Here is an 18,547-nt window from a genome sequence, read left to right on the forward strand (position 1 = left end):
CAGCTCTCTGGCGATGGCTCGGACTTCTTGCCGCCACCTTGGCAACGCTCATGCTCATCAGGTCGCTCCGGTGAGAGGGACACTACGAAGAAGTCGGCTCAACAGCCTCGGCGCTGTGGCTCAGGAGGAACGCATGTCCGATCCGTCGCCCGGACGTGCAAACGATCCGTGCAGAGGTGAAGCTACTTCAAGTGGAACGCGAGTGTGGGTCGTCGCAGCGACCGCAGCACTCATCGCGCTGGTGCTGCAGATCATCCTCCGAATCGTGATCGACCGGCTTGCATCGACATCAACGCAGTTCCTTTCGGCTGATGACACAAACGAGTCCCGGATCACCCTGGTGTTCGGATTGAGCCTCATGTTCATCTTTCCGACCGCACTCTTCCTGCAGACGGTTCGGGCCGCGCGACGTGACCTGACCCTCCGTCAACGCATCCGGTGGTGGTGGACGTACTGGGGTCCAATCGCGTGGGTGACCGCCGGTTTTGCGCTGAGCTGGGGATTCTTGCGTTTCGGCTGAGCTGCGTTCGGAGGTGGGAGCGGACCGATTCGCCTCCGACACTCAGGTAAGGCTATCCTTCCTAGGTCCCGCCCCTCGAATGAAGGAGACGACGTGCACCAGCGCGCCGCCATCAGCCTCGTCCTCGCCGCGGCATTCGCCGTCGGACTGTCCGCCTGCGGCGCGTCCGAAGCGGTCGAGCCCGCATCGACAGCCGCCGCCGGGCAGGGCGCGACCGACTACCCGCTCACACTCGACAACTGCGGCACCGAGGTCACGATCGACGCCGCACCCCAGCGGGTCGTCTCCCTCGACCAGAACTCGACCGAGATCCTGCTTTCCCTCGGTCTGGAGGACCGCATCGTCGGCACCGCCTCCTGGACGGACCCCGTCCTCGACTCACTCGCCGACGCGAACGCCGACGTCCCGCGCCTGGCCGACAACGCACCCACCTACGAGGTCGTCCTCGGAGCCGACCCGGACTTCGTCACGGCGTCCTTCGGTCGCCACTTCAACGAGGGCGGCGTCGCACCACGCGAGCGGTTCGCCGAGACCGGTGTCGCCAGCTACCTCTCGCCCACCGACTGCGACAACGGGACGAGCATCAACGGCGGCGGGACGCGCACGACGCCGCTCACAATCGACGCGCTCTACCAGGAGATCACCGAGATGGGAGAGGTCTTCGACGTCTCGGACCGCGCCGCGGCGCTCGTCGCCGACCTGCAGGGTCGTGCCGCGAAGGCGACCGAAGGTGTCGACTTCGACGGCACGACCGTCGCGTTCTGGTTCGCCGACACGAAGACCCCGTACGTCGGCGGTGGGCTCGGATCCGCCGCGCTGCTCGGCTCGACCACCGGGCTCGACAACGTCTTCGGCGAGCTCGAGGACGACTGGCCGGCCACCACCTGGGAAGACCTGGTCGACCGCGACCCGCAGGTCCTCATCCTCGGCGACCTGCAGCGCGACCGGTTCCCCGGCGACCGCCTCGACGACAAGGTCGCGTTCCTGGAGTCCGACCCGCTGACGAAGACCATGGACGCGGTGCGCAACCAGCGGTACATCGCTCTCCACGGCGCCGAGCTGAACCCGTCCATCCGCTTCGTCGACGGCCTCGAGAAGATCAAGGCGTGGTGGGTCGAGCACGAGGACGAGCTCTGAACCCGGAGACGGTGACGAGTGGCGACACGGTGACGAACAGCGGCACGGCGCGGCGACCCGCCTCACGCGCACGCCGCGCGACGATCACCGGCCTGCTCGTCCTCGCCGGCGTGGTCCTGCTCCTCGTCTCCGTCGGCGTGGCGATCACGCTCGGACCGGCGGACATCCTGCTCGTGAACGTGCGGGACATCGTCGCGAACCACCTCGGTGTCACCGACATCCCGGTGAAGCTGTCGAAGGACGCGATCGTGTGGGAGGAACGTCTGCCGCGGGCCTTCGTCGCGGCCGCCTGCGGTGCCGGGCTCGGGCTCTGCGGCGTCATCATGCAGTCGCTCCTCCGCAACCCGCTGGCCGACCCCTTCATCCTCGGCATCTCCTCCGGTGCGTCGACCGGTGCCGTCGCGATCGGGATCCTCGGACTCGGCGGTGCGTCGATCGGGCTGTCCGGTGGCGCGTTCATCGGCGCGCTCGTCGCCTTCGGACTCGTGCTCCTGCTCTCCCGTCTCTCCGGCGGCGGGACCGACCGGGTCGTCCTCGCGGGCGTCGCCAGCACACAACTCTTCTCCGCGCTGACCTCGCTGATCATCTTCGCGTTCGCCGACTCGGACGAGACGCGCGGCGTGATGTTCTGGCTGCTCGGCTCACTCGAGGGCGTGCGTTGGGACGATGTCGCGCTCTGTGCGATCGTCGTCGTCGCCGGGTCGGTCCTGTGCCTCCGGTACGCCCATGCGCTCGACGCGTTCGCCTTCGGTGAGGACGTCGCGGCATCGCTCGGCATCCACGTCGCGAGGACGCGGGCGATCCTGCTCATCGCGACGGCGCTCATCACGGCGACGCTGGTGAGCGTCGCGGGGGCGATCGGCTTCGTCGGGCTCGTACTGCCCCACGCCGCCCGCCTGCTCGTCGGACCCCGTCATGGTCGCCTCATCCCGGCCACGGCGATCATCGGTGCGATCTTCATGGTCTGGGTGGATGCCGGCTCGCGCGTCGCGTTCTCACCGACGCCGCTGCCGGTCGGCGTCGGGACCGCGCTCGTCGGGGTGCCGGTCTTCATCGCCCTGCTGGCCCGGAGGAGGAGGCGGGTATGACACTCCGCGCAGAGAACGTCTCCTGGAACCGCGGCGGTGCGCTCGTCGTCGACGGGGTGACCCTGCACCCCGAACCGGGCCAGACCGTCGGCCTTCTCGGACCGAACGGGTCGGGCAAGTCGTCGCTCCTGCGGGTGCTCCACGGCCTCGTGAAGCCGACCGCCGGACTCGTGACGCTCGACGGTGTCGACCTGGCGTCGGTCGGTCGACGGCGCATCGCGCGTTCAGTCGCCTCGGTGACGCAGCACGCCGACACCGACGTCGACATCACGGTGCGCGACATCGTGCGGCTCGGCCGGATCCCGCACCGCTCGGGACTCGGCGGTGACACCGCAGCCGACGAGACCGCCGTCGATCGCGCGCTCGCCCACGTCGGCCTGCTCGACCAGGCCGGCCGCCTCTGGCACACCCTGTCCGGAGGCGAACGCCAGCGGGCACAGATCGCGCGGGCCCTCGCCCAGGAGCCACGCGAGCTCCTCCTCGACGAACCGACCAACCACCTCGACATCCGACACCAGCTGGAGCTGCTCGATCTCGTCTGCGCGCTCCCGGTCACCACCGTGATCGCCATCCACGACCTCAACCTCGCCGCGATGTACTGCGACACGGTGGTCGTACTGCGGGCCGGTCGGGTTGTCGCTGCCGGAGCGCCGGGTGAGGTGCTGACCGCGGCGCTGATCGCGGACGTCTACGGCGTGGTGGCCGAGGTGACGCTGGATCCCCGTCGAGGGCACCCCGTCGTCACGTTCACGCGATGATCCCACCCGCTCTGGGCGCCACATGGCCCGAGCACCGTGGGCTCGCTCACTCCGATCGCTCGAGCGTGCCGATCTCCGTGCCGCTCTCGTCGAGGACGACGAGGCTCGTGTCGGTCCAAGTACCGGACGCTCCGCCCGACAACCACGTGTCGACACCCTCACAGGCCATCCGCGTGGACACCAGCGGCGCGAACTCGACCGTGTCGCCGTCGGCCGTCCAGGAGCCCATGAGGCGGTTGCAGCCGTCGGTCCCCGTCACCGTGCCGTCCTCCGCGAACACCAGTGACGGGGTGTTCTGTGCGTCGGCGTCTCCCCAGACGCCGACCACACCGACAGCGTCGCCGGACTCGGCGGGCGCTGTGGTCGAGGGGTCGGCGCCGCTCTCGGTTCCGGAGGCGCATCCCGCGAGGGCGAGTGCGAGCACTGCTGCACCGATGGCGCCGAGGCCCGCGGTACGCCCACGCTTCGACGTGGTGCCTGTGAACATGTCCATCCCCTCCAGCGGGTGGCCGCCCGGCCGCGACTGGCTCGATGCTAGCGCGTCGGCTCCTGGTCGGCGATGGTCGTTTCCCGCGAGGCCGCGTTTAAGCATTAATTTATGAAACTCCTTGACGGCCGGTGTCCCCGGCCGCGATCCTGGGGTCGCCGCCCTCCGACGACGCAGGGCGAAAGGGAGATGAACATGACATCGCACACCCGTAGGACGCGCATCGCATTGGGCGCCGCACTCGTCCTCGGCCTCGTCGGCTCGGCCGTCGCGCAACCGGTGGACGCCGAGGCGTTCCCCACGAAGAACAAGGCCACGGTGATCCAATACCTCAAGACGATCGCGGGCACGAGCATCGTTTCGGGCCAACACAACAAGGAACCGGCGAGCCTGCCGGGTCAGTACACCCAGCAAGTGAAGGACATCACCGGGCAGTATCCCGGGCTCTGGGGCGGTGACCTCATGTTCCGCGGCCAGGACGCCGCGAACCGCCAGCGCGTGGTCGACCAGGCGAAGACGGAGTGGGCGAACGGTTCGCTCGTCGCCCTCACCTGGCACGCCTGCTCACCCACCGGACCCTCCACCTGCGAGTTCGACGGCGGGGTGAAGACCCAGATATCGAACACCCAGTTCACCCAGATCGTGACCGGCGGCACCGCGCTCAACACGACCTGGCGGCAGCGGATGGCCGAGGTGGTGCCCTACCTGCGGCAGCTCAAGGACGCCGGGATCCCCGTCCTCTTCCGTCCCTTCCACGAGATGAACGAGACCTGGAACTGGTGGGGTGGCCGCTCCGGCGCGAACGGTGGCGCGAAGATCTTCCAGCAGATGCGCGACTACTTCGACGCCCAAGGCCTCGACAACCTCATCTGGGTCTGGAACGTCCAGGACAACCCGCAGGGAGGGTGGTCGGGCTACTACCCCGGGAACTCCTACGTCGATGTCGTCTCGCTCGACGTCTGGTACAAGAACTACCCGAGCACCGCCGACTACCAGCAGCTGCAGTCGATCGCCGGGACGAAGCCGATCGCCATCGCGGAGATGGGCAAGGTGCCCGACGCGAACCTGTTGCAGTCCCAGACGCGCTGGTCGTACTTCATGATCTGGTCCGAGCAGTTGCGCGGCAACAACTCGAACACCGAGATCCAGAACACGTACTTCCACCCACGGGTGCTCAACCAGGGCGAGGTGGTGCTGCCCTAGTCGGCGGCGGCGCGAGAAGCTGTCCTGAGTGGGGTGCGGGCGGGTCCGACGATCCGCCCGCATCAGCCGATCGGGCGGGCCGTCCCCGTCACGGTGATACCGCCGGTGGCCGGGACGTCGACCGTCAGCAGACTGGGGGCGCCGACGTGGTGGCCCTGCCGGATGAGGATCCGAGCCGGCGGGGTGAGGAGACCGAGCGCCCGCAGGTAGCCGCCGAGGGAGGCGGCTGCGGAGCCGGTCGCCGGATCCTCGGTGATGTCGCCGACCGGGAAGAGGTTCCGGGCTTCGACGAGCAGGTGGCCGTTCGCGTCGATCCCATGATCGTGCACGACCGTCGCGGTTCCGGCCCAACCCTGTTCGTCCATGAGCGTGCGCAGGGCGGCCGGATCGAAGGTGAACGCGTCGAAGACCTCCTGCTCGCGGACCGCGACGACCGGGTGCCGGTTGCCGGCGAACGACTCACGGAGCGGCCACCGCTCGTCGAGGTCGGAACGCTCGAGCCCGAGCAGTGACAGCAGGCGATCGGCGACCCCGGCGTCGAGATCGCGCACGGTGGGTTCGACGCTCGTGAACGACGCGGTGATCGAGCCGGTGCCGCCGTTCGTGTCGCCGTGCGTGTCGGACGCCGTCTCGACGACGAGGGGGCCGACGTTCGTCTCCAGCGTGAAGCGTCCGACGCCACGGCGCTCAGCCAGGGCGACGGCGGTGGCGATGGTCGCGTGACCGCAGAACGGCACCTCGGCACCGGGGGAGAAGTAGCGCAGGCGCACGTGGCGGTCGTCGCCGCCGACACCCGGGTCGACGACGAACGCCGTCTCCGGATACGCGACCTCGGTGGCGATCGCCTGCATCTCGGCGTCCGTCAGCGCCGAGGCGTCGAGCACGACACCCGCGGGGTTGCCGCCGCCGGGTTCGGCGGCGAAGGCCGTGAGGCGGAGGATCTCGGGTGGTGCGGCGTTCGACATCCGACGATGCTACCCGCCGGAGCGTGACGGTCCTCGCCCGGGCTGCGATCGTCAGGCGCGCGGCCTGGCCCACATGACGACGCCGTACCAGGCGATGACCGCCACGACGCCGGCGATCAGCCCGCCGAGCACGAGGTCGCCGAACGGGTCGTCGCCCGCGACGCCGTTCAGGGTCCAGATGCCCAAGATCACTGCGGCGGCGAGGGCCGACGGGGTCAGCCAGCGCACCGCATCGCGGAGCAGACCCGGCTTCGGAGCTCGGCGCCGGGCCGCCCCGAGGGCGCCGATCACGGAACCGAGGACCGCGATGCCGGCGAGGACCACCGTGAGGAGCCCCGGTGCCAGCGCCGCCGTCCGGGCCCAGGCCGCGGCGCCGGCGTCGGTACCGGCGACCGTCCCGGCCGGGAGGTCGAGGACCACACCGAGGTCGTCGCCACGGACGTCGAGTGGCCACCCGCCGTCGTCAGGCGCGAGCTCGATGGTCGCCGTCTCGCGACCGGAACCACCCTCGGACGCCGGTCGCCAAGCCCCGGCGTCGGTGGGGGTCCACCCGGCGTCGACGGCGTCGTCGAGGAGTTCGTCGTCGGCGGTGAAGCTGAGCCGGAACGGTCCCTGCGCGACGTCCTCGTCCCAGGCGACGCCGCTCGTCCAGCCGTCGAGGAACCCGACCCAGCTGACCCGGTCGACCTCCCGTCCATCGACGGACGCGGAGACGGCCGGCCTCGTGGCGGTCGTCTGGATCACGACGTCGTGCAGGCCGGTGCGCACGTCGGCGAAGGTCGTGCGGAGCAGCAGTCGACCGTCCTCGTGTTCCGTCGTGAACGGCGCGTCCTCGCCGTCGATCGTCACCCGGTCGACGGTGAGGCCCAGGTCCTGGCCGTCGACCACGGCGGGCCATTCGCGCACCACCTGTGCGGGCACCGAGCCCTCGTCGGAGAAGTCCACACCGAGCCGTTCGGTCACGCGCAGTCGTGCACCGTCGCCGTCGGTCCGCGTGAGCTCCGCATCGAGGTCGGCTGTCGCGATCGTCGTGAGGGTCGATCCGGGGATGTCGCCCGTGTAGGAACGGGGTGTCTCGGACTCCAGCGACGGTGCCGGGAGGACGTTCACGGCGACGATCGCGCCGACGACGAGCAGCACGGCGAGCACCCGGACGGCGATGCGCGGACCGGTCAGGAAGCCCGCTGTCGACCCGTCGGCGCGCGAGGCACGATCGGCCGCGGCCGCCGGCATCGTGATCTCCGGCGCGATCAGGGCCGCCACCCGCCGGCCGGTCGCCCGAGGTGGGGCGCCGAGCACCGCATAGGGCAGGAGGCGATCGCGCAGGGTGGCGCGGTCGAGCAGCTGCGTCCGCTCGGCGAACACCCGGATGCCGAGGAGGTGCTGCTTCACGAGCGCACCCCGGCGGGTCAGCGGCCGGGCGGTCAGGGCGATCGCGAGGACGATGACGGCGAAGACGGTGGAGAGGGCGACGAAGGCGAGCGGCCACCACACCACCGCGAGCACCGTCTGATGGGAGAGCTGCCGGACGATGCCCCACTGGACAATGGTCAGCGCGATCGGTGCGGCGATGAACCAGTCACGGACGAAGCCCTTCGGCACCCGGCGCAGACCCGCACGGACCTGTCCGGCGCGTTCCGTCCCGGTGAGGTACCGACGCAGGGCGCGGGGTCGGTCGCCCAGACGGCCCGCCCGCTTGGCGGCACCCGCCGCCGCGATCAGGCGCGCCTGTCGCTTGGCCTGCTGCTTCGTGCCGCTGATCGCGGCGTCCTTGAGACGTTCGGCGAGCTCCATCGTGGCGGGTGACCGGAGGAGATGCGCCGCGGTGCGGGGCGAGATGCCGTCCGGCGGCTCCGACTGCGCGAGGTACCACGGACGTCCGCGGGCATCACCCCACGCGACCGCACGGGCCGCGAACGACAGCAGGAGCGTCGCCGCGAGGACGAGCATCGGCAGGACGGGCCCGAAGGTCTGGACCCAGAAGATCCAGGACTGCGGCGGCATCGTGATCGAGCCCGCTTCGAACGGCATGGTGAACCGCGCCTGCGCGTGCGGTGGGGCCGCGTCCTCGCTCGTGAACGCATAGGCCACCTCGCCGGGAGGCGAGTCGGCCTCCGGGCTGAGCCACTGCCCGGCACCGATGAGGGTCCAGGCGAGGGAGCCGTACGGCTGCCGGACGAGCCGGTCGTCGAGCTCCTGCGGGATGGTCACCCGCACGTCGAGCTTCGCCACGGCCTGCTGCAGGTCGGGGCCGAACACGTCCCACCGGAGCAGGTCGACGGGCTGCCCGGTGGCGGGGTCCGGAGCGACGTAGGCGAGATCGGAGAGCCGGTACCGGATGACGAGCTCGTGGTCGCCCGTGAGCTGCTCGCCGGGATCGACGACGAGCCTGAGGAAGACCGCGGCCCGCTCCCGGGTCACGTCCTGCTTCACGCCGTCCAACGTCACCGTGATCCCCGACGGCTCGAGGGCGTGCCCCTGGTACTCGGTCGCGAGCACCCGCTCGATGGTGCGGTCGTCGAGGTCCTTCGGGAAGAACGCGTCGATGCGCTCCTCGACGTCGGTGACGAGCCGGCCGTCCTCATCGGTGGTCACGCGGTAGTCGGCCGCGAAGGAACGGGCGATCCAGGTGTCGGTGACGTCGGATGCCTCGTCGGTGAGGTCGTCGAGGGTGAGGGGCGGGTTGATGACCGGACCGACGAGGAGCAGGATCCCGCCGACGGCGACGAGCCCCCAGAGCTGCCACAGCCCGCCACGGAGGCGGGAGCCGCCGCGCGATTGCAACCACCGCTCGACACGCAGGAGCCAGGCGGAGAGGACGGTCCACAGCGGTGTGTGCCGGGGCGCGGGATCCGGGATGCGGGTGTCCGGTTCGACGGCGTCTGTTCCGCTTGCCCCGTCCGATCCGATCACGTCGTCGAGTGTAATCGTGTGGCGTCGCGCTGCTGAGCGTCAGCCGGTGGTCAGCGTCGCCGAGAACTCAGCGACGTCGAGACGTGAAGGCGACCGCCTGGTGGCCCGTCTCGGTGACGTCGCGCTCGGCCGCGGCCCGCTCGCGGTCCAGGTCGAGCGACCGGGAGAGGAGCACGTACGCGATCGCGGACGCGGCGAGACCGATGAACAGGGCGAGGTCGGCACCGCCGAGCGCCTGCGCGATCGGACCGGTGAACCACACCGTGACCACGAACGGGATCATCGCGACGATCCCGATCGCGTAGGCGAGGAGGCCGCGCCAGCCCCAGGCGCCATAGACGCCGTTCGGGGTGAAGATGTCGCGGACCACGTAGTGGCCCTTCCGCACGAGGTAGTAGTCGACGAGGTTGATCGAGGTCCATGGCACGAGGACGTAGAGCAGGACGACGAGGAAGCTGCTGAAGTTCGCGAGGAACTCGCCGGTGCTGAGCAACGAGCCGATGACGGCGGCCGTGGCGATCGCGAGGCAGGTGACGACCCGCAGGGTGCGCGTCGGCCGGACCGGTCGGATGGAGTCGATGATCGTGATGGTCTCGATCGACGCCGCGTAGATGTTGACCGTGATGACGCTGATCAACCCGGGCAGCGCGGCCACGAGCAGCCAGGTGCCGGAGCCTGGCAGGATGGCGTCGGCGGCGTCACGCACCCCTTCGAGCGGGTCGGCGCCCTGGAACGCGCTGGCGACGAACGCACCGAGCCCCATCAGCCAGACCGCGCCGACGAACACGCCGCCGTAGGTGTAGAACAAGGCCCGCCCGGGGTTCGTCTGCGGCGGGAGGTAGCGCGAGTAGTCGGAGACGTACGGTGCCCAACCGAGCGCGTACGCTGCGGCACCGCCGAACTGAACGAGGAACGCGACCCAGCTGAAGTTCGCGAGCGACAGCGCGTCGGCCGGCAGCGGCACGACGAAGGGGACGACGACCGTGAACAGCCCGAAGGTGATGAGGAACAGCGCGGTGAGCCACGACTGCGTCCGGTGGATCCAGGAGTACCCGAAGATCGCGAGGAGGACGGCGACGCCGCTGATGAGCACATACCAGCCCGCACCGGCGTCGACTCCGGTCGTCATGGTGAGGACGTCCGCGCCGAGCATCTGGTTGAACATGTTGAAGCCGACGAGGCTGAAGACGACGATCGCGCAGATGAGGACGACGCCGCGGTAGCCGAACTGCGCACGCGACTGGATCATCTGCGGGAGTCCCAGCTGCGGCCCCTGTGCGGAGTGGAAGGCCGTGAACACGGTGCCGACGGCGACGCCGAGGACGATCGCGAGGAGGGACGTCGCGAGGTTCGCGCCGAGCGCCGCACCGAGCATGCCGGTCGCCAGGGTCGTGACCTGCGCGTTCGACATGAACCAGAGCGAGAACAGCGAGCGCGGGCGACCGTGACGCTCATTGAGCGGGACCCAGTCGATGGAGCGGGATTCGACGAGGGACGGCTGGGCGTCACCCGCTCCGGCGGCGGAACCGGACGGGGGAGTGGGGGCGGCGGGTGTCGCCATGGCTGGCCTCCAGGGCTCGGGCGGTCGAGGAGTGCGACGGGCAGCCGGGGGTCTGCCTCAGGTCGGGGACTCGCTCGTGCCGACGACGGTATCCGCAGCCCACGGACCGGCACAATCGGCCATGCCCCGATCCCAGCCATCGGGGAACACGATGGTCCCGTCCGCGAGGGCTTCGTATGATCGCTGGATGACCAGCACCGACCCCACGGGGTCCACCGACCACAGCGACCCCGACGCGCACAGCATCCGGGTCCGCGCTCAGGAACTCGCCCCCGTCCTCGGCGACCTCGACGGTAACCTGCGCACGATCGAAACGGCCGTCCGGGACGCTGTCACGGACGGGGTGCAGCTCCTCGTGCTGCCCGAACTCGCGACGAGCGGCTACTACCTGGGCAGCCCGGAGGCGGCTCGCGCCGTCGCGCTCCCGAGCGACGCGTCGGTGTTCACCGAGTGGGCGTTGCTGCTCCCCGAGGACGCCGTGGTGGTCGTCGGGTTCTGCGAGCTCGACGGCGAGGAGATCCGCAACAGCGCCCTGGTGCTCGGCGCCTCGGGTGTGCTCGGGGTCTACCGGAAGGTGCACCTGTGGGACGAGGAGCAGTCCGTCTTCGTGGCGGGTCGCGAGACCCAGCCGGTGGTCGAGACGCCGCTCGGCCGGCTCGGCGTCCTCGTCTGCTACGACCTCGAGTTCCCCGAGGTGCCGCGGGGCCTGGCGCTCAGGGGCGCGGACCTCCTCGTCGTCCCGACGAACTGGCCCCTGGTCGAGCGCCCGGAGGGCGAGCGGGCACCCGAGGTCGTCCAGGCGATGGCGGCGGCACGAGCGTCCGCGATCCCGATCGTGTGCTGCGACCGCTCCGGCACCGAGGCCGGCAACCCCTGGACCGAGGGCACCACGATCATCCCGGCCGACGGGTGGCCCGTCGGTGGGAAGGACGCGCGGGGACGGGTGGACGCGACCGTCCGGATCGACCGGGGCGCGACCAGAATCGGACCACGCAACGACGTGCTCGCCGACCGGCGGCCTGAGCTGTACGGCGCCGTGACGGGAAAAGGCTCCTCGCTAGGCTGACCCCATGACCCTCGCGCAACTCCGCGCTTTCCTCGCCGCCTACGAGAGCGGTTCCTTCACCGCCGCGGCCGCCGAGCTCGACAGCAGCCAGGCCTCCGTGTCCGAGCTCGTCAGCCGCCTCGAACGCGAGATCGGCCTGCAGTTGTTCGCCCGTGGTGCGCGTCGGCTCGTCCCGACGGCGGCCGCCGAGGAGCTGCGCGAGCACGCCAGACGCGCAGTCGCCGCGATCGACGGCGGACTCGACGCGCTCTCGGCGATCACCTCCCTCGACGGCGGCGTGTGCACCTTCGGCGTCCTGCGCAACGCCGCCTACTACGAGCTGTCCGACCTCGTGCAGCGCTTCCACCAGCGGTACCCCAACGTGCGCGTGCGACTCGTGGGGCTGAACTCCGCGCTCGTCGCGGACTCCGTGGCGAGCGGTGAGATCGAGGCCGGGCTCGTCGTCCTCCCGGTGCCCGTCGCGGGCCTCGCCATCCGGCCCCTCTTCCGCGACGAGGTCTTCTACGCCTCCACCACCAGGGATCCCGCCGCGGGCCCGGTCGGGATCGACGAGTTCGCGGACGCCAAGCTCGTGCTCTACGACGCTTACGCCGGATGGCGGGATCCCACTCGGCTGCAACTGCTGGAGCGCGCCCGCCTGCAGGGACGGTCGATCGAACCGGCCGTCGAGGTCGAGCACGTGGAGACCGCCCTGAGCCTCGCCGCGACCGGGGCCGCGGACACGATCGTGTCCGGCACGGTCGCCCGCACCGGCGGGTTCCCGGAGCAACTCACGCTCACCCCCTTCGCCGAACCGCTCTACGACACGATCGCGCTCGTCCAGCGCGAGGGCGCCTACCTGTCGCCGGCCACCGCGCGGATCGCGGAGCTCGCCGAGCACACGCTGCTCGCGGCGGCCGAGCCCGACCAGGTGATCGCGACCACCCCGAGGCGCTGAGCGTCGCTTGCGAACCGGCGTATCGGATGACCCGATGGCTCGCGCAGGCACGTCCCCCGTTGTCGCCCTCGCGCCGCGTTCGTACGCTCGCACCATGCGTTTCAGTCCTCCTGTGCTCCAGTCCCTCGACGGCTCCTTCCGTCACCTCAAGACCCCGCTCGTCGACGCCCCACCGGCCCAGCGCGACCCGGCCGTCATCGAGACCGTCTCCGCGATGCTCCTCGACATCGAGCGGCGCGGCATGGACGCCGTGCTCGACGCCGCGCGACGGCTCGACCGGTACGAGGGCGGCGACGTCGAGCTGACGGCCGAGCAGATCGCGACCAGCGGCGACCGCCTGCCCGCCGACCTCCGAGCCGCCATCGACCTCGGCGGCGAGCGCACCCGCGCCTTCGCCCAGGAGCAGCGCGCGCACCTGCAGGACTTCGAGACCGAGCTCGTCCCCGGACTCGTCACGGGCGTGAAGTACGTGCCCGTCTCCCGCGTCGGCGCCTACCTCCCGGCCGGCCGCTTCCCACTCACCGCCAGCGCGTTCATGACGGTCGGCGTCGCCAAGCAGGCCGGGGTGCCGACGGTCATCGCCTGCACCCCGCCGCAGCCCGACGGCGGCGCGAACGACGCCGTCGTCTACGCCGCGCACGTGTCCGGCGTCGACCGCGTCTTCGTCCTCGGCGGTGTGCAGGCGCTCGCCGCGATGGCCTACGGTCTGCTCGGCGAGCTGCCGATCGACATGCTCGTCGGTGCGGGCAACGCCTTCGTCGCCGAGGCCAAGCGGCAGCTGTTCGGCACGGTCGCGATCGACCTCCTCGCCGGTCCGTCCGAGGTGGCCGTCCTCGCGGATGAGACCGCGGACCCGATCCTGGTGGCCGCCGACCTGCTCGGGCAGGCCGAGCACGGTCCGAACTCGCCGGCCGCCCTCGTGACGACGTCGGAGGAGCTCGGCCGCGCGGTCATCGCCGAGGTCGAACGCCAGCTCCCGACGCTCTCGACCGAGTCGATCTGCGGGCCCGCCTGGCGCGACTACGGCTCGGTGACCGTGGCCGACGACCGCGAGACCGCCGCGGCGCTCATGGACGACCTCGCCCCGGAGCACCTCGAGGTCATCACGGCGGACGACGCCTGGTACCACGAGCGGTTGCTCAACTACGGGTCGATCTTCCTCGGTGCGTGGAGCACCGTGGCGTACTCGGACAAAGGCATGGCCGGCACGAACCACGTGCTCCCGACCGCCGGCGGCGCCAAGCACAGTGCCGGGCTCTCGGTGTCGCGGTTCCTGAAGCCGCTCACCTACCAGCGGATCGCCGAGGCGGCGACACCCGAGCTCGCCGACGCGGTGCAGGTCATCTCCGATTCGGAGGGGATGGCGGCGCACAGCGCGACGGCGACGCTTCGCACGGCCCGGCTCAGCTGAGGCGGTCGGCACTGAGGCGGTCGGCGCGCACCCGCTCGGTCAGTCACCCTGGCGAAGCGAGTGCTGGGCCTCCTGCATCGCCTCGTCGAAGTCCAGTTCGGGGTCGTGGAGGATCCGGGCGGTCGCGCGAGCGTGCGCACGGGCCTCTCGCTCGAACGCGTCGGATGCGGCCGTCTGTTCGACGGGTTCGATCGAGGGCTCGCCGATCGTGGCGAACGCGCGGGTGAGACTGAGCTGCACCTCGCGGTCGCCACGGCCGAACTGCCTCGCCAGCAGCTCGGCGAGCGCCGACGCCTCCCGCTCCGGGACGACCCCTGCGGCGGTGCGCCAGGCGGCTCGGGCGACCTGATCCTCCTCGTCCTCCAGCAGTGCGAGGGTGATGGCCGACCAGGTGCGTGGGTCTCCGGTCTTCGAGAGGGTGTGCAGCGCCTGGCTGCGTGCCTGTGGGAAGACCGACCCGAGTTCCTCCATCAGGCGAGGAACGGTCACCTCGGGGTCGTGCCGCACGAGTGCCCAGGTGAGCATGTCGCGCACGAAGAAGTCGGGCTCGACGGCGCAGCGGTCGACGAGGACCTCGATGTAGGTGGTCTTCGGGCTGGTGCCCGCCGCGAGTGCGGCCTGGAGCCGGTCCGAGGGCACGGGCGCGCGGAGGGCGATCGCCAGACCGTTCGCCGCAGCGGCGTCGTGTTCCCGGCTCATCGCGCGACCTCCCAGGGCTGTGTCGGTTCCCATCCAGCGTAAGCGCACGGCGCCGGCAGGGTTCCCCGAAGCGGGCGGGAGTCGTTCCGCCGGCGACGTATCGACGCGCTGTCAGCGGGTGAGTGCCGGCCCGTGTCCTGGTGCGATGGTGCCCTGCAGGACGAGTGACGCGGCGCCGATCGCGGCCGCATCGCGCGGGTTGGCGGAGAGCTCGACCATGATCGGGTGGGCCCGTCGGGCGAAGAACCGTTGGTCGAGGCGTTCGCGGATCGCACGCGCATAGAGCGAACCGGCGACCGCCATCCCGGGGCCGGCGAGGACGAGTCGGTCGAGGTCGAGCAGGTTCGCGAGCGTCACCGTGGCCGCGGCGACCCGGTCGGCCGAGTTCTGGATGAGGTCGAGCGCGACGTCATGGCCGCTGACGGCCGCCCGGGCGAGCTGGTCGAAGTCACGGCTGAGCGTCTCCGGTGCGAAACCGAGCCCGAGTCCGTCGAGGCGATCCCGCACCGTCTCGGCGGTGGCCATCACGGCCGCCGGTGCCGCGTAGCGTTCCAGACAACCGCGGTTGCCGCAGTGGCAGGGGACACCGTCGACCTCGATGCTGATGTGGCCGAGTTCGCCCGCGTTCGAACTCGAACCGCGGTAGAGCGCGCCGCCCAGCACCATGCCGGCGCCGATCCCGGTGCCCATGTAGACGCAGGCGAAGGACTCCGTGCGCGACACCTGGCGGCTCCAGAACTCGCCGACGGCCGCTGCGGCGGCGTCGTTGTCGACGACCACCGGCACGTCGAGGCTGTCCTGCAACGCCTGCTGCAGTGGGAAGTCGTCCCACCGGACGAGCGTCGGCGGTCCGAGCAGCACGCCGCCGAGTTGGGCGATCGGGCCGGGAGCGACGACGGCGACGCCCGCGATCGACAGGGCTGCGAGGCCGACGCCGGCGACGAAGTCACGATAGAGCGTGACGAGTCGGTCGGTCACCTGCTCCGGGGTGGCCGAACCCGCCCCGTCGACGAGCTGCCGGCCGACCACGCCACCACGGACGTCGGTTGCGACGAGCGTGATCGACTCGAACCCGAGCTGGATCCCGACGCCGTACTTGGCGCTCGCGTTGATCTCGAGGAGGGTCCGTGGCTTGCCGCCTCGGGGTGCCGCCCGTCCGGTCTCGCGGACGAGTCCGTCCTCGATGAGCCGACGCACGATGTTGGAGATCGAAGGCTGGGTGAGGCCGGTCGCCTCCGTGAGCTCGGTGCGGCTGATCGTGCCCGCGGAGCGGATGAGGTCGACGATGAGCGCCTGGCTCCCGGGGCCCGACTGCACGGACTCTCGTCTGGCCAACTGTCCCTCCCGACGATGTTCGAGCGCGTAGTGTGAGGGCCACACGACCACTCCTCACGAAAGGCCGCGTCCCGATGGGTCTCGACGCCGAACAGACTATCGCGCAGCCCCGGCCGATCGGCCTCACGCTGTTCCGGGCCTCGGAGATCTACGGCGCGGAGCCGTTCTACCACGAGCTCATCGCCGGCATCGATCGTGTCGTCCGCCCGCACGGTCTGTCCGTGTTGCTCCGAGTCCTGCCGACGCGGGAGGAGGAGCTGCTGCAGCTCGGACGCTGGCAGCAGGACGGCACGGTGAGCGCCGTCATCCTGGTGGACCTCATCGACGACGACGAGCGGGTGGCCTTCGTCGAGCGGTCCGGGATCCCGGCGATCGTGATCGGCGCACCGACGACCGCGCAGGGTCTCCCGGCGGTCTGGACCAACGACGCGGTCACGATGCACGAGGCCGTCGACCACCTCGTCTCGCTCGGGCACCGACGGCTCGCACACGTCACGGGTCCGCGCGAACTCACCCACACGCTGTCCCGGATGGAGGCGTTCACCCTCGCCTCCGACCGGCCCGACGTGGAGACGGTGTCGATCGGCGGCGACTACTCCCGGGCGTCCGGCCTCCAGGCCATGCAGGCGTTGCTCGCGCGCGACCCCAGGCCGACGGCGGTCGTCTTCGACAGCGACGTGATGGCGCTCGGCGGGCTGCAGGCGGTGCAGGAGGCCGGGTTGCGGGTGCCCGACGACCTGTCGATCGTGGCGTGGGACGATTCGGCGCAATGCCAGCTGTCGGACCCGCCGATGTCGGCGCTCAGCCACGACGTGCAACGCATCGGCGAGATGGCGGGTGAGGAGCTGCTCGAGCTGTTAGCGGGTCGCCCAGGTGCCACACGGGAAGCGCCGCACGCCGTGGTCATCGAGCGCTCTACGTCGGGTCGCGTCCCCGTCGCTTGAGGTGTCGAGGGCGCGAGTGGGGTGGATTCCCTGTGATCGATTTGTTATATAAATTAATAATGTTTAGTCTTGACGAGCGTGAGGCGGCAGACGATGCTGGACAGCGAGCGACGAGGCGACCCGGCCCTTCGCCCTCATGAACGAAGGAGTTCCCCATGTCCCGGAGACCGATCATCGGCCTCGCCGCAACGGCTGCGGCCGCGGCACTCGTCCTCAGCGGCTGCTCCGGCGGAGCCGCCAACGACGACGGCGACCCGAGCGGCGAGATCACCGTCCTCACGAACCGCACCGACCTCGTCGACACCACCTTCAAGGACTACGCGACCGAGTTCGAGAAGCAGTACCCCGGCACCACCGTCAAGTTCGAGGCTCTGACCGACTACGAGGGCGATGCCAAGATCCGCCTCAACTCGAAGGACTACGGCGACGTGCTCCTCATCCCCTCGTCGAACGTCACGAAGGACCAGTACGCGAACTTCTTCGAGCCGCTCGGCAGCACCGAGGAGCAGTCCAAGACCTACCGCTTCGCGAACGAGGCCTCCTTCGACGGCACGGCCTACGGCGTCTCGACCTTCGGCTCCGCCATGGGCTACGTCTTCAACCGCGACGTGTGGACGAAGGCCGGGATCACCGAGCCGCCCGCCACCGAGGAGGAGTACCTCGCCGCACTCGAGAAGATCAAGGCGAACGGCTCGATCCCGTACTACACGAACTACAAGGACGGCTGGCCGCTCGCGACGCTCGAAGGCAACCTCGGCGCGGTGCAGGGCCCGAAGGTCCGCACGGAGATGATCGCCACCGACAGTCCCTGGACCGAGGGCAACGACCAGTACAACATCGACGGTCTCCTCTTCGACACCGTCGCCGCCGGCCTGAGCGAGCCGGATCCCACCACCACCAACTGGGAGGAGTCGAAGAACCTCCTCGCCTCCGGTGAGATCAGCTCGATGGTGCTCGGCTCCTGGGCCGTCTCGCAGATGCAGGACGCCGCCGAGAAGGCCGGCGAGTCCCGCGACGTGATCGGTTTCTGGCCGATGCCGTGGAAGACCGACGACGGCTTCAACTCCGTCACCGCCTCCGACAAGTTCCTGGCGGTCAGCAAGTACTCGAAGAACAAGGCGACCGCGAAGGCCTGGATCGACTGGTTCACGAACGAGTCCGGATTCGCCGCGAGCCAGGGTGCCATCAGCCCCGTCATCAGCGACCCGGCGCCCGACACGCTGTCCGACTTCGCCGACCTCGGCGTCACCTACCTGGAGCTCGCTCCGGACCCGGTGGGCAAGGAGGCCGTGATCAACGACATCGCGAACGCCGCCGAGATCGACCTCTTCGGCAACACCTACCGCCAGAAGCTCATCGACATCGCCCGCGGCGCAGCCGACGGCGATAAGGAGAGCGCCTTCGCCGACCTCAACGAGCGCTGGGCGGCCGCCCGCGCCGACGTCGCCGAGTAACCCCGACCGGCGCCCGGGCCCACGAACCCCTCAACGGACCTCCGGTCCGGCGGGCCCGGGCGCCATCCA

The 18,547-nt window shown here is 70.3% G+C and carries 16 protein-coding genes; 10 read left to right on the forward strand and 6 right to left on the reverse strand.

What is annotated here, in order from left to right; genetic code table 11:
• Positions 1-133: 133 nt before the first annotated feature.
• The 4 genes from IFR14_RS03065 to IFR14_RS03080 all read left to right on the forward strand — a co-directional run bounded on the left by IFR14_RS03065 (position 134) and on the right by IFR14_RS03080 (position 3,503).
• Positions 134-520, forward strand: coding sequence for a hypothetical protein (locus tag IFR14_RS03065; RefSeq protein WP_191940184.1), 387 nt, complete (start codon positions 134-136; stop codon positions 518-520).
• Positions 521-613: 93 nt separating this feature from the next.
• Positions 614-1,657 carry an ABC transporter substrate-binding protein gene (locus IFR14_RS03070; RefSeq protein ID WP_342365630.1) on the forward strand — a complete coding sequence of 348 codons (1,044 nt, stop codon included), beginning with the start codon at positions 614-616 and terminating at the stop codon, positions 1,655-1,657.
• Positions 1,630-2,745, forward strand: a complete 1,116-nt coding sequence (locus tag IFR14_RS03075) for a FecCD family ABC transporter permease (RefSeq protein WP_446728083.1) — start codon at positions 1,630-1,632, stop codon at positions 2,743-2,745. Before IFR14_RS03070 ends, IFR14_RS03075 begins: the two co-directional genes overlap by 28 nt.
• Positions 2,742-3,503 (forward strand): ABC transporter ATP-binding protein, encoded by a 762-nt coding sequence (locus IFR14_RS03080; RefSeq protein ID WP_191940185.1) that lies wholly within the window; start codon positions 2,742-2,744, stop codon positions 3,501-3,503. Before IFR14_RS03075 ends, IFR14_RS03080 begins: the two co-directional genes overlap by 4 nt.
• Before the next feature lie 46 nt (positions 3,504-3,549).
• Here IFR14_RS03080 and IFR14_RS03085 read toward each other — a convergent pair whose 3' ends face one another.
• Complete coding sequence (locus tag IFR14_RS03085) at positions 3,550-3,990, reverse strand: META domain-containing protein (RefSeq protein WP_191940186.1); 441 nt, start codon at positions 3,988-3,990, stop codon at positions 3,550-3,552.
• Positions 3,991-4,185: 195 nt separating this feature from the next.
• Between IFR14_RS03085 and IFR14_RS03090 the strand changes: the two genes are divergently transcribed.
• The gene (locus IFR14_RS03090; protein ID WP_191940187.1) at positions 4,186-5,193 is read left to right on the forward strand and encodes a glycosyl hydrolase; all 1,008 of its coding nucleotides are present in this window, start codon (positions 4,186-4,188) and stop codon (positions 5,191-5,193) included.
• Positions 5,194-5,255: 62 nt separating this feature from the next.
• On the opposite strand, the gene IFR14_RS03095 is transcribed toward IFR14_RS03090, so the two are convergent.
• From IFR14_RS03095 to IFR14_RS03105, 3 genes are all read right to left on the reverse strand, one after another.
• Positions 5,256-6,158: a PhzF family phenazine biosynthesis protein gene (locus IFR14_RS03095; protein WP_191940188.1), complete on the reverse strand. Its 903-nt coding sequence runs from the start codon at positions 6,156-6,158 to the stop codon at positions 5,256-5,258.
• A gap of 51 nt (positions 6,159-6,209) precedes the next feature.
• Entirely contained in the window at positions 6,210-9,071 is a 2,862-nt protein-coding gene (locus IFR14_RS03100; protein WP_191940189.1) for a hypothetical protein, read from the reverse strand.
• Positions 9,072-9,138: 67 nt separating this feature from the next.
• Positions 9,139-10,632: a purine-cytosine permease family protein gene (locus tag IFR14_RS03105; RefSeq protein ID WP_191940190.1), complete on the reverse strand. Its 1,494-nt coding sequence runs from the start codon at positions 10,630-10,632 to the stop codon at positions 9,139-9,141.
• Between the two features lie 187 nt (positions 10,633-10,819).
• Here IFR14_RS03105 and IFR14_RS03110 point away from each other — a divergent pair, with 187 nt between their 5' ends.
• The 3 genes from IFR14_RS03110 to hisD all read left to right on the forward strand — a co-directional run bounded on the left by IFR14_RS03110 (position 10,820) and on the right by hisD (position 14,046).
• Entirely contained in the window at positions 10,820-11,698 is an 879-nt protein-coding gene (locus IFR14_RS03110) for a nitrilase-related carbon-nitrogen hydrolase (protein WP_191940191.1), read from the forward strand.
• A 4-nt stretch (positions 11,699-11,702) separates the two neighbouring features.
• Complete coding sequence (locus IFR14_RS03115; protein WP_079704685.1) at positions 11,703-12,635, forward strand: LysR family transcriptional regulator; 933 nt, start codon at positions 11,703-11,705, stop codon at positions 12,633-12,635.
• Between the two features lie 94 nt (positions 12,636-12,729).
• Positions 12,730-14,046: a histidinol dehydrogenase gene (gene hisD, locus IFR14_RS03120; RefSeq protein ID WP_191940192.1), complete on the forward strand. Its 1,317-nt coding sequence runs from the start codon at positions 12,730-12,732 to the stop codon at positions 14,044-14,046.
• A 39-nt stretch (positions 14,047-14,085) separates the two neighbouring features.
• On the opposite strand, the gene IFR14_RS03125 is transcribed toward hisD, so the two are convergent.
• Both IFR14_RS03125 and IFR14_RS03130 read right to left on the reverse strand, forming a co-directional pair.
• Entirely contained in the window at positions 14,086-14,745 is a 660-nt protein-coding gene (locus IFR14_RS03125) for a HEAT repeat domain-containing protein (protein WP_191940193.1), read from the reverse strand.
• A gap of 111 nt (positions 14,746-14,856) precedes the next feature.
• Positions 14,857-16,125 carry an ROK family transcriptional regulator gene (locus IFR14_RS03130; protein WP_342365631.1) on the reverse strand — a complete coding sequence of 423 codons (1,269 nt, stop codon included), beginning with the start codon at positions 16,123-16,125 and terminating at the stop codon, positions 14,857-14,859.
• Between the two features lie 29 nt (positions 16,126-16,154).
• Here IFR14_RS03130 and IFR14_RS03135 point away from each other — a divergent pair, with 29 nt between their 5' ends.
• Together IFR14_RS03135 and IFR14_RS03140 are read left to right on the forward strand one after the other, a co-directional pair.
• Entirely contained in the window at positions 16,155-17,024 is an 870-nt protein-coding gene (locus IFR14_RS03135) for a LacI family DNA-binding transcriptional regulator (RefSeq protein ID WP_191940194.1), read from the forward strand.
• 155 nt (positions 17,025-17,179) lie between these two features.
• Positions 17,180-18,478, forward strand: coding sequence for an ABC transporter substrate-binding protein (locus IFR14_RS03140; protein WP_191940195.1), 1,299 nt, complete (start codon positions 17,180-17,182; stop codon positions 18,476-18,478).
• The last annotated feature ends 69 nt before the right edge of the window (positions 18,479-18,547 follow it).

Source organism: Plantibacter sp. CFBP 8775, from assembly GCF_014839505.1.
GTDB lineage: Bacteria > Actinomycetota > Actinomycetes > Actinomycetales > Microbacteriaceae > Plantibacter > Plantibacter auratus.

Bases quoted from the DNA above. Each gene is read 5' to 3' on its own strand.
- IFR14_RS03065 (WP_191940184.1), top strand. From the start codon at position 134: ATGTCCGATCCGTCGCCCGGACGTGCAAACGATCCGTGCAGAGGTGAA.
- IFR14_RS03080 (WP_191940185.1), top strand. From the start codon at position 2,742: ATGACACTCCGCGCAGAGAACGTCTCCTGGAACCGCGGCGGTGCGCTC.
- IFR14_RS03085 (WP_191940186.1), bottom strand. From the start codon at position 3,990: ATGTTCACAGGCACCACGTCGAAGCGTGGGCGTACCGCGGGCCTCGGC.
- IFR14_RS03090 (WP_191940187.1), top strand. From the start codon at position 4,186: ATGACATCGCACACCCGTAGGACGCGCATCGCATTGGGCGCCGCACTC.
- IFR14_RS03095 (WP_191940188.1), bottom strand. From the start codon at position 6,158: ATGTCGAACGCCGCACCACCCGAGATCCTCCGCCTCACGGCCTTCGCC.
- IFR14_RS03105 (WP_191940190.1), bottom strand. From the start codon at position 10,632: ATGGCGACACCCGCCGCCCCCACTCCCCCGTCCGGTTCCGCCGCCGGA.
- IFR14_RS03110 (WP_191940191.1), top strand. From the start codon at position 10,820: ATGACCAGCACCGACCCCACGGGGTCCACCGACCACAGCGACCCCGAC.
- IFR14_RS03115 (WP_079704685.1), top strand. From the start codon at position 11,703: ATGACCCTCGCGCAACTCCGCGCTTTCCTCGCCGCCTACGAGAGCGGT.
- hisD (WP_191940192.1), top strand. From the start codon at position 12,730: ATGCGTTTCAGTCCTCCTGTGCTCCAGTCCCTCGACGGCTCCTTCCGT.
- IFR14_RS03125 (WP_191940193.1), bottom strand. From the start codon at position 14,745: ATGAGCCGGGAACACGACGCCGCTGCGGCGAACGGTCTGGCGATCGCC.
- IFR14_RS03135 (WP_191940194.1), top strand. From the start codon at position 16,155: ATGGGTCTCGACGCCGAACAGACTATCGCGCAGCCCCGGCCGATCGGC.
- IFR14_RS03140 (WP_191940195.1), top strand. From the start codon at position 17,180: ATGTCCCGGAGACCGATCATCGGCCTCGCCGCAACGGCTGCGGCCGCG.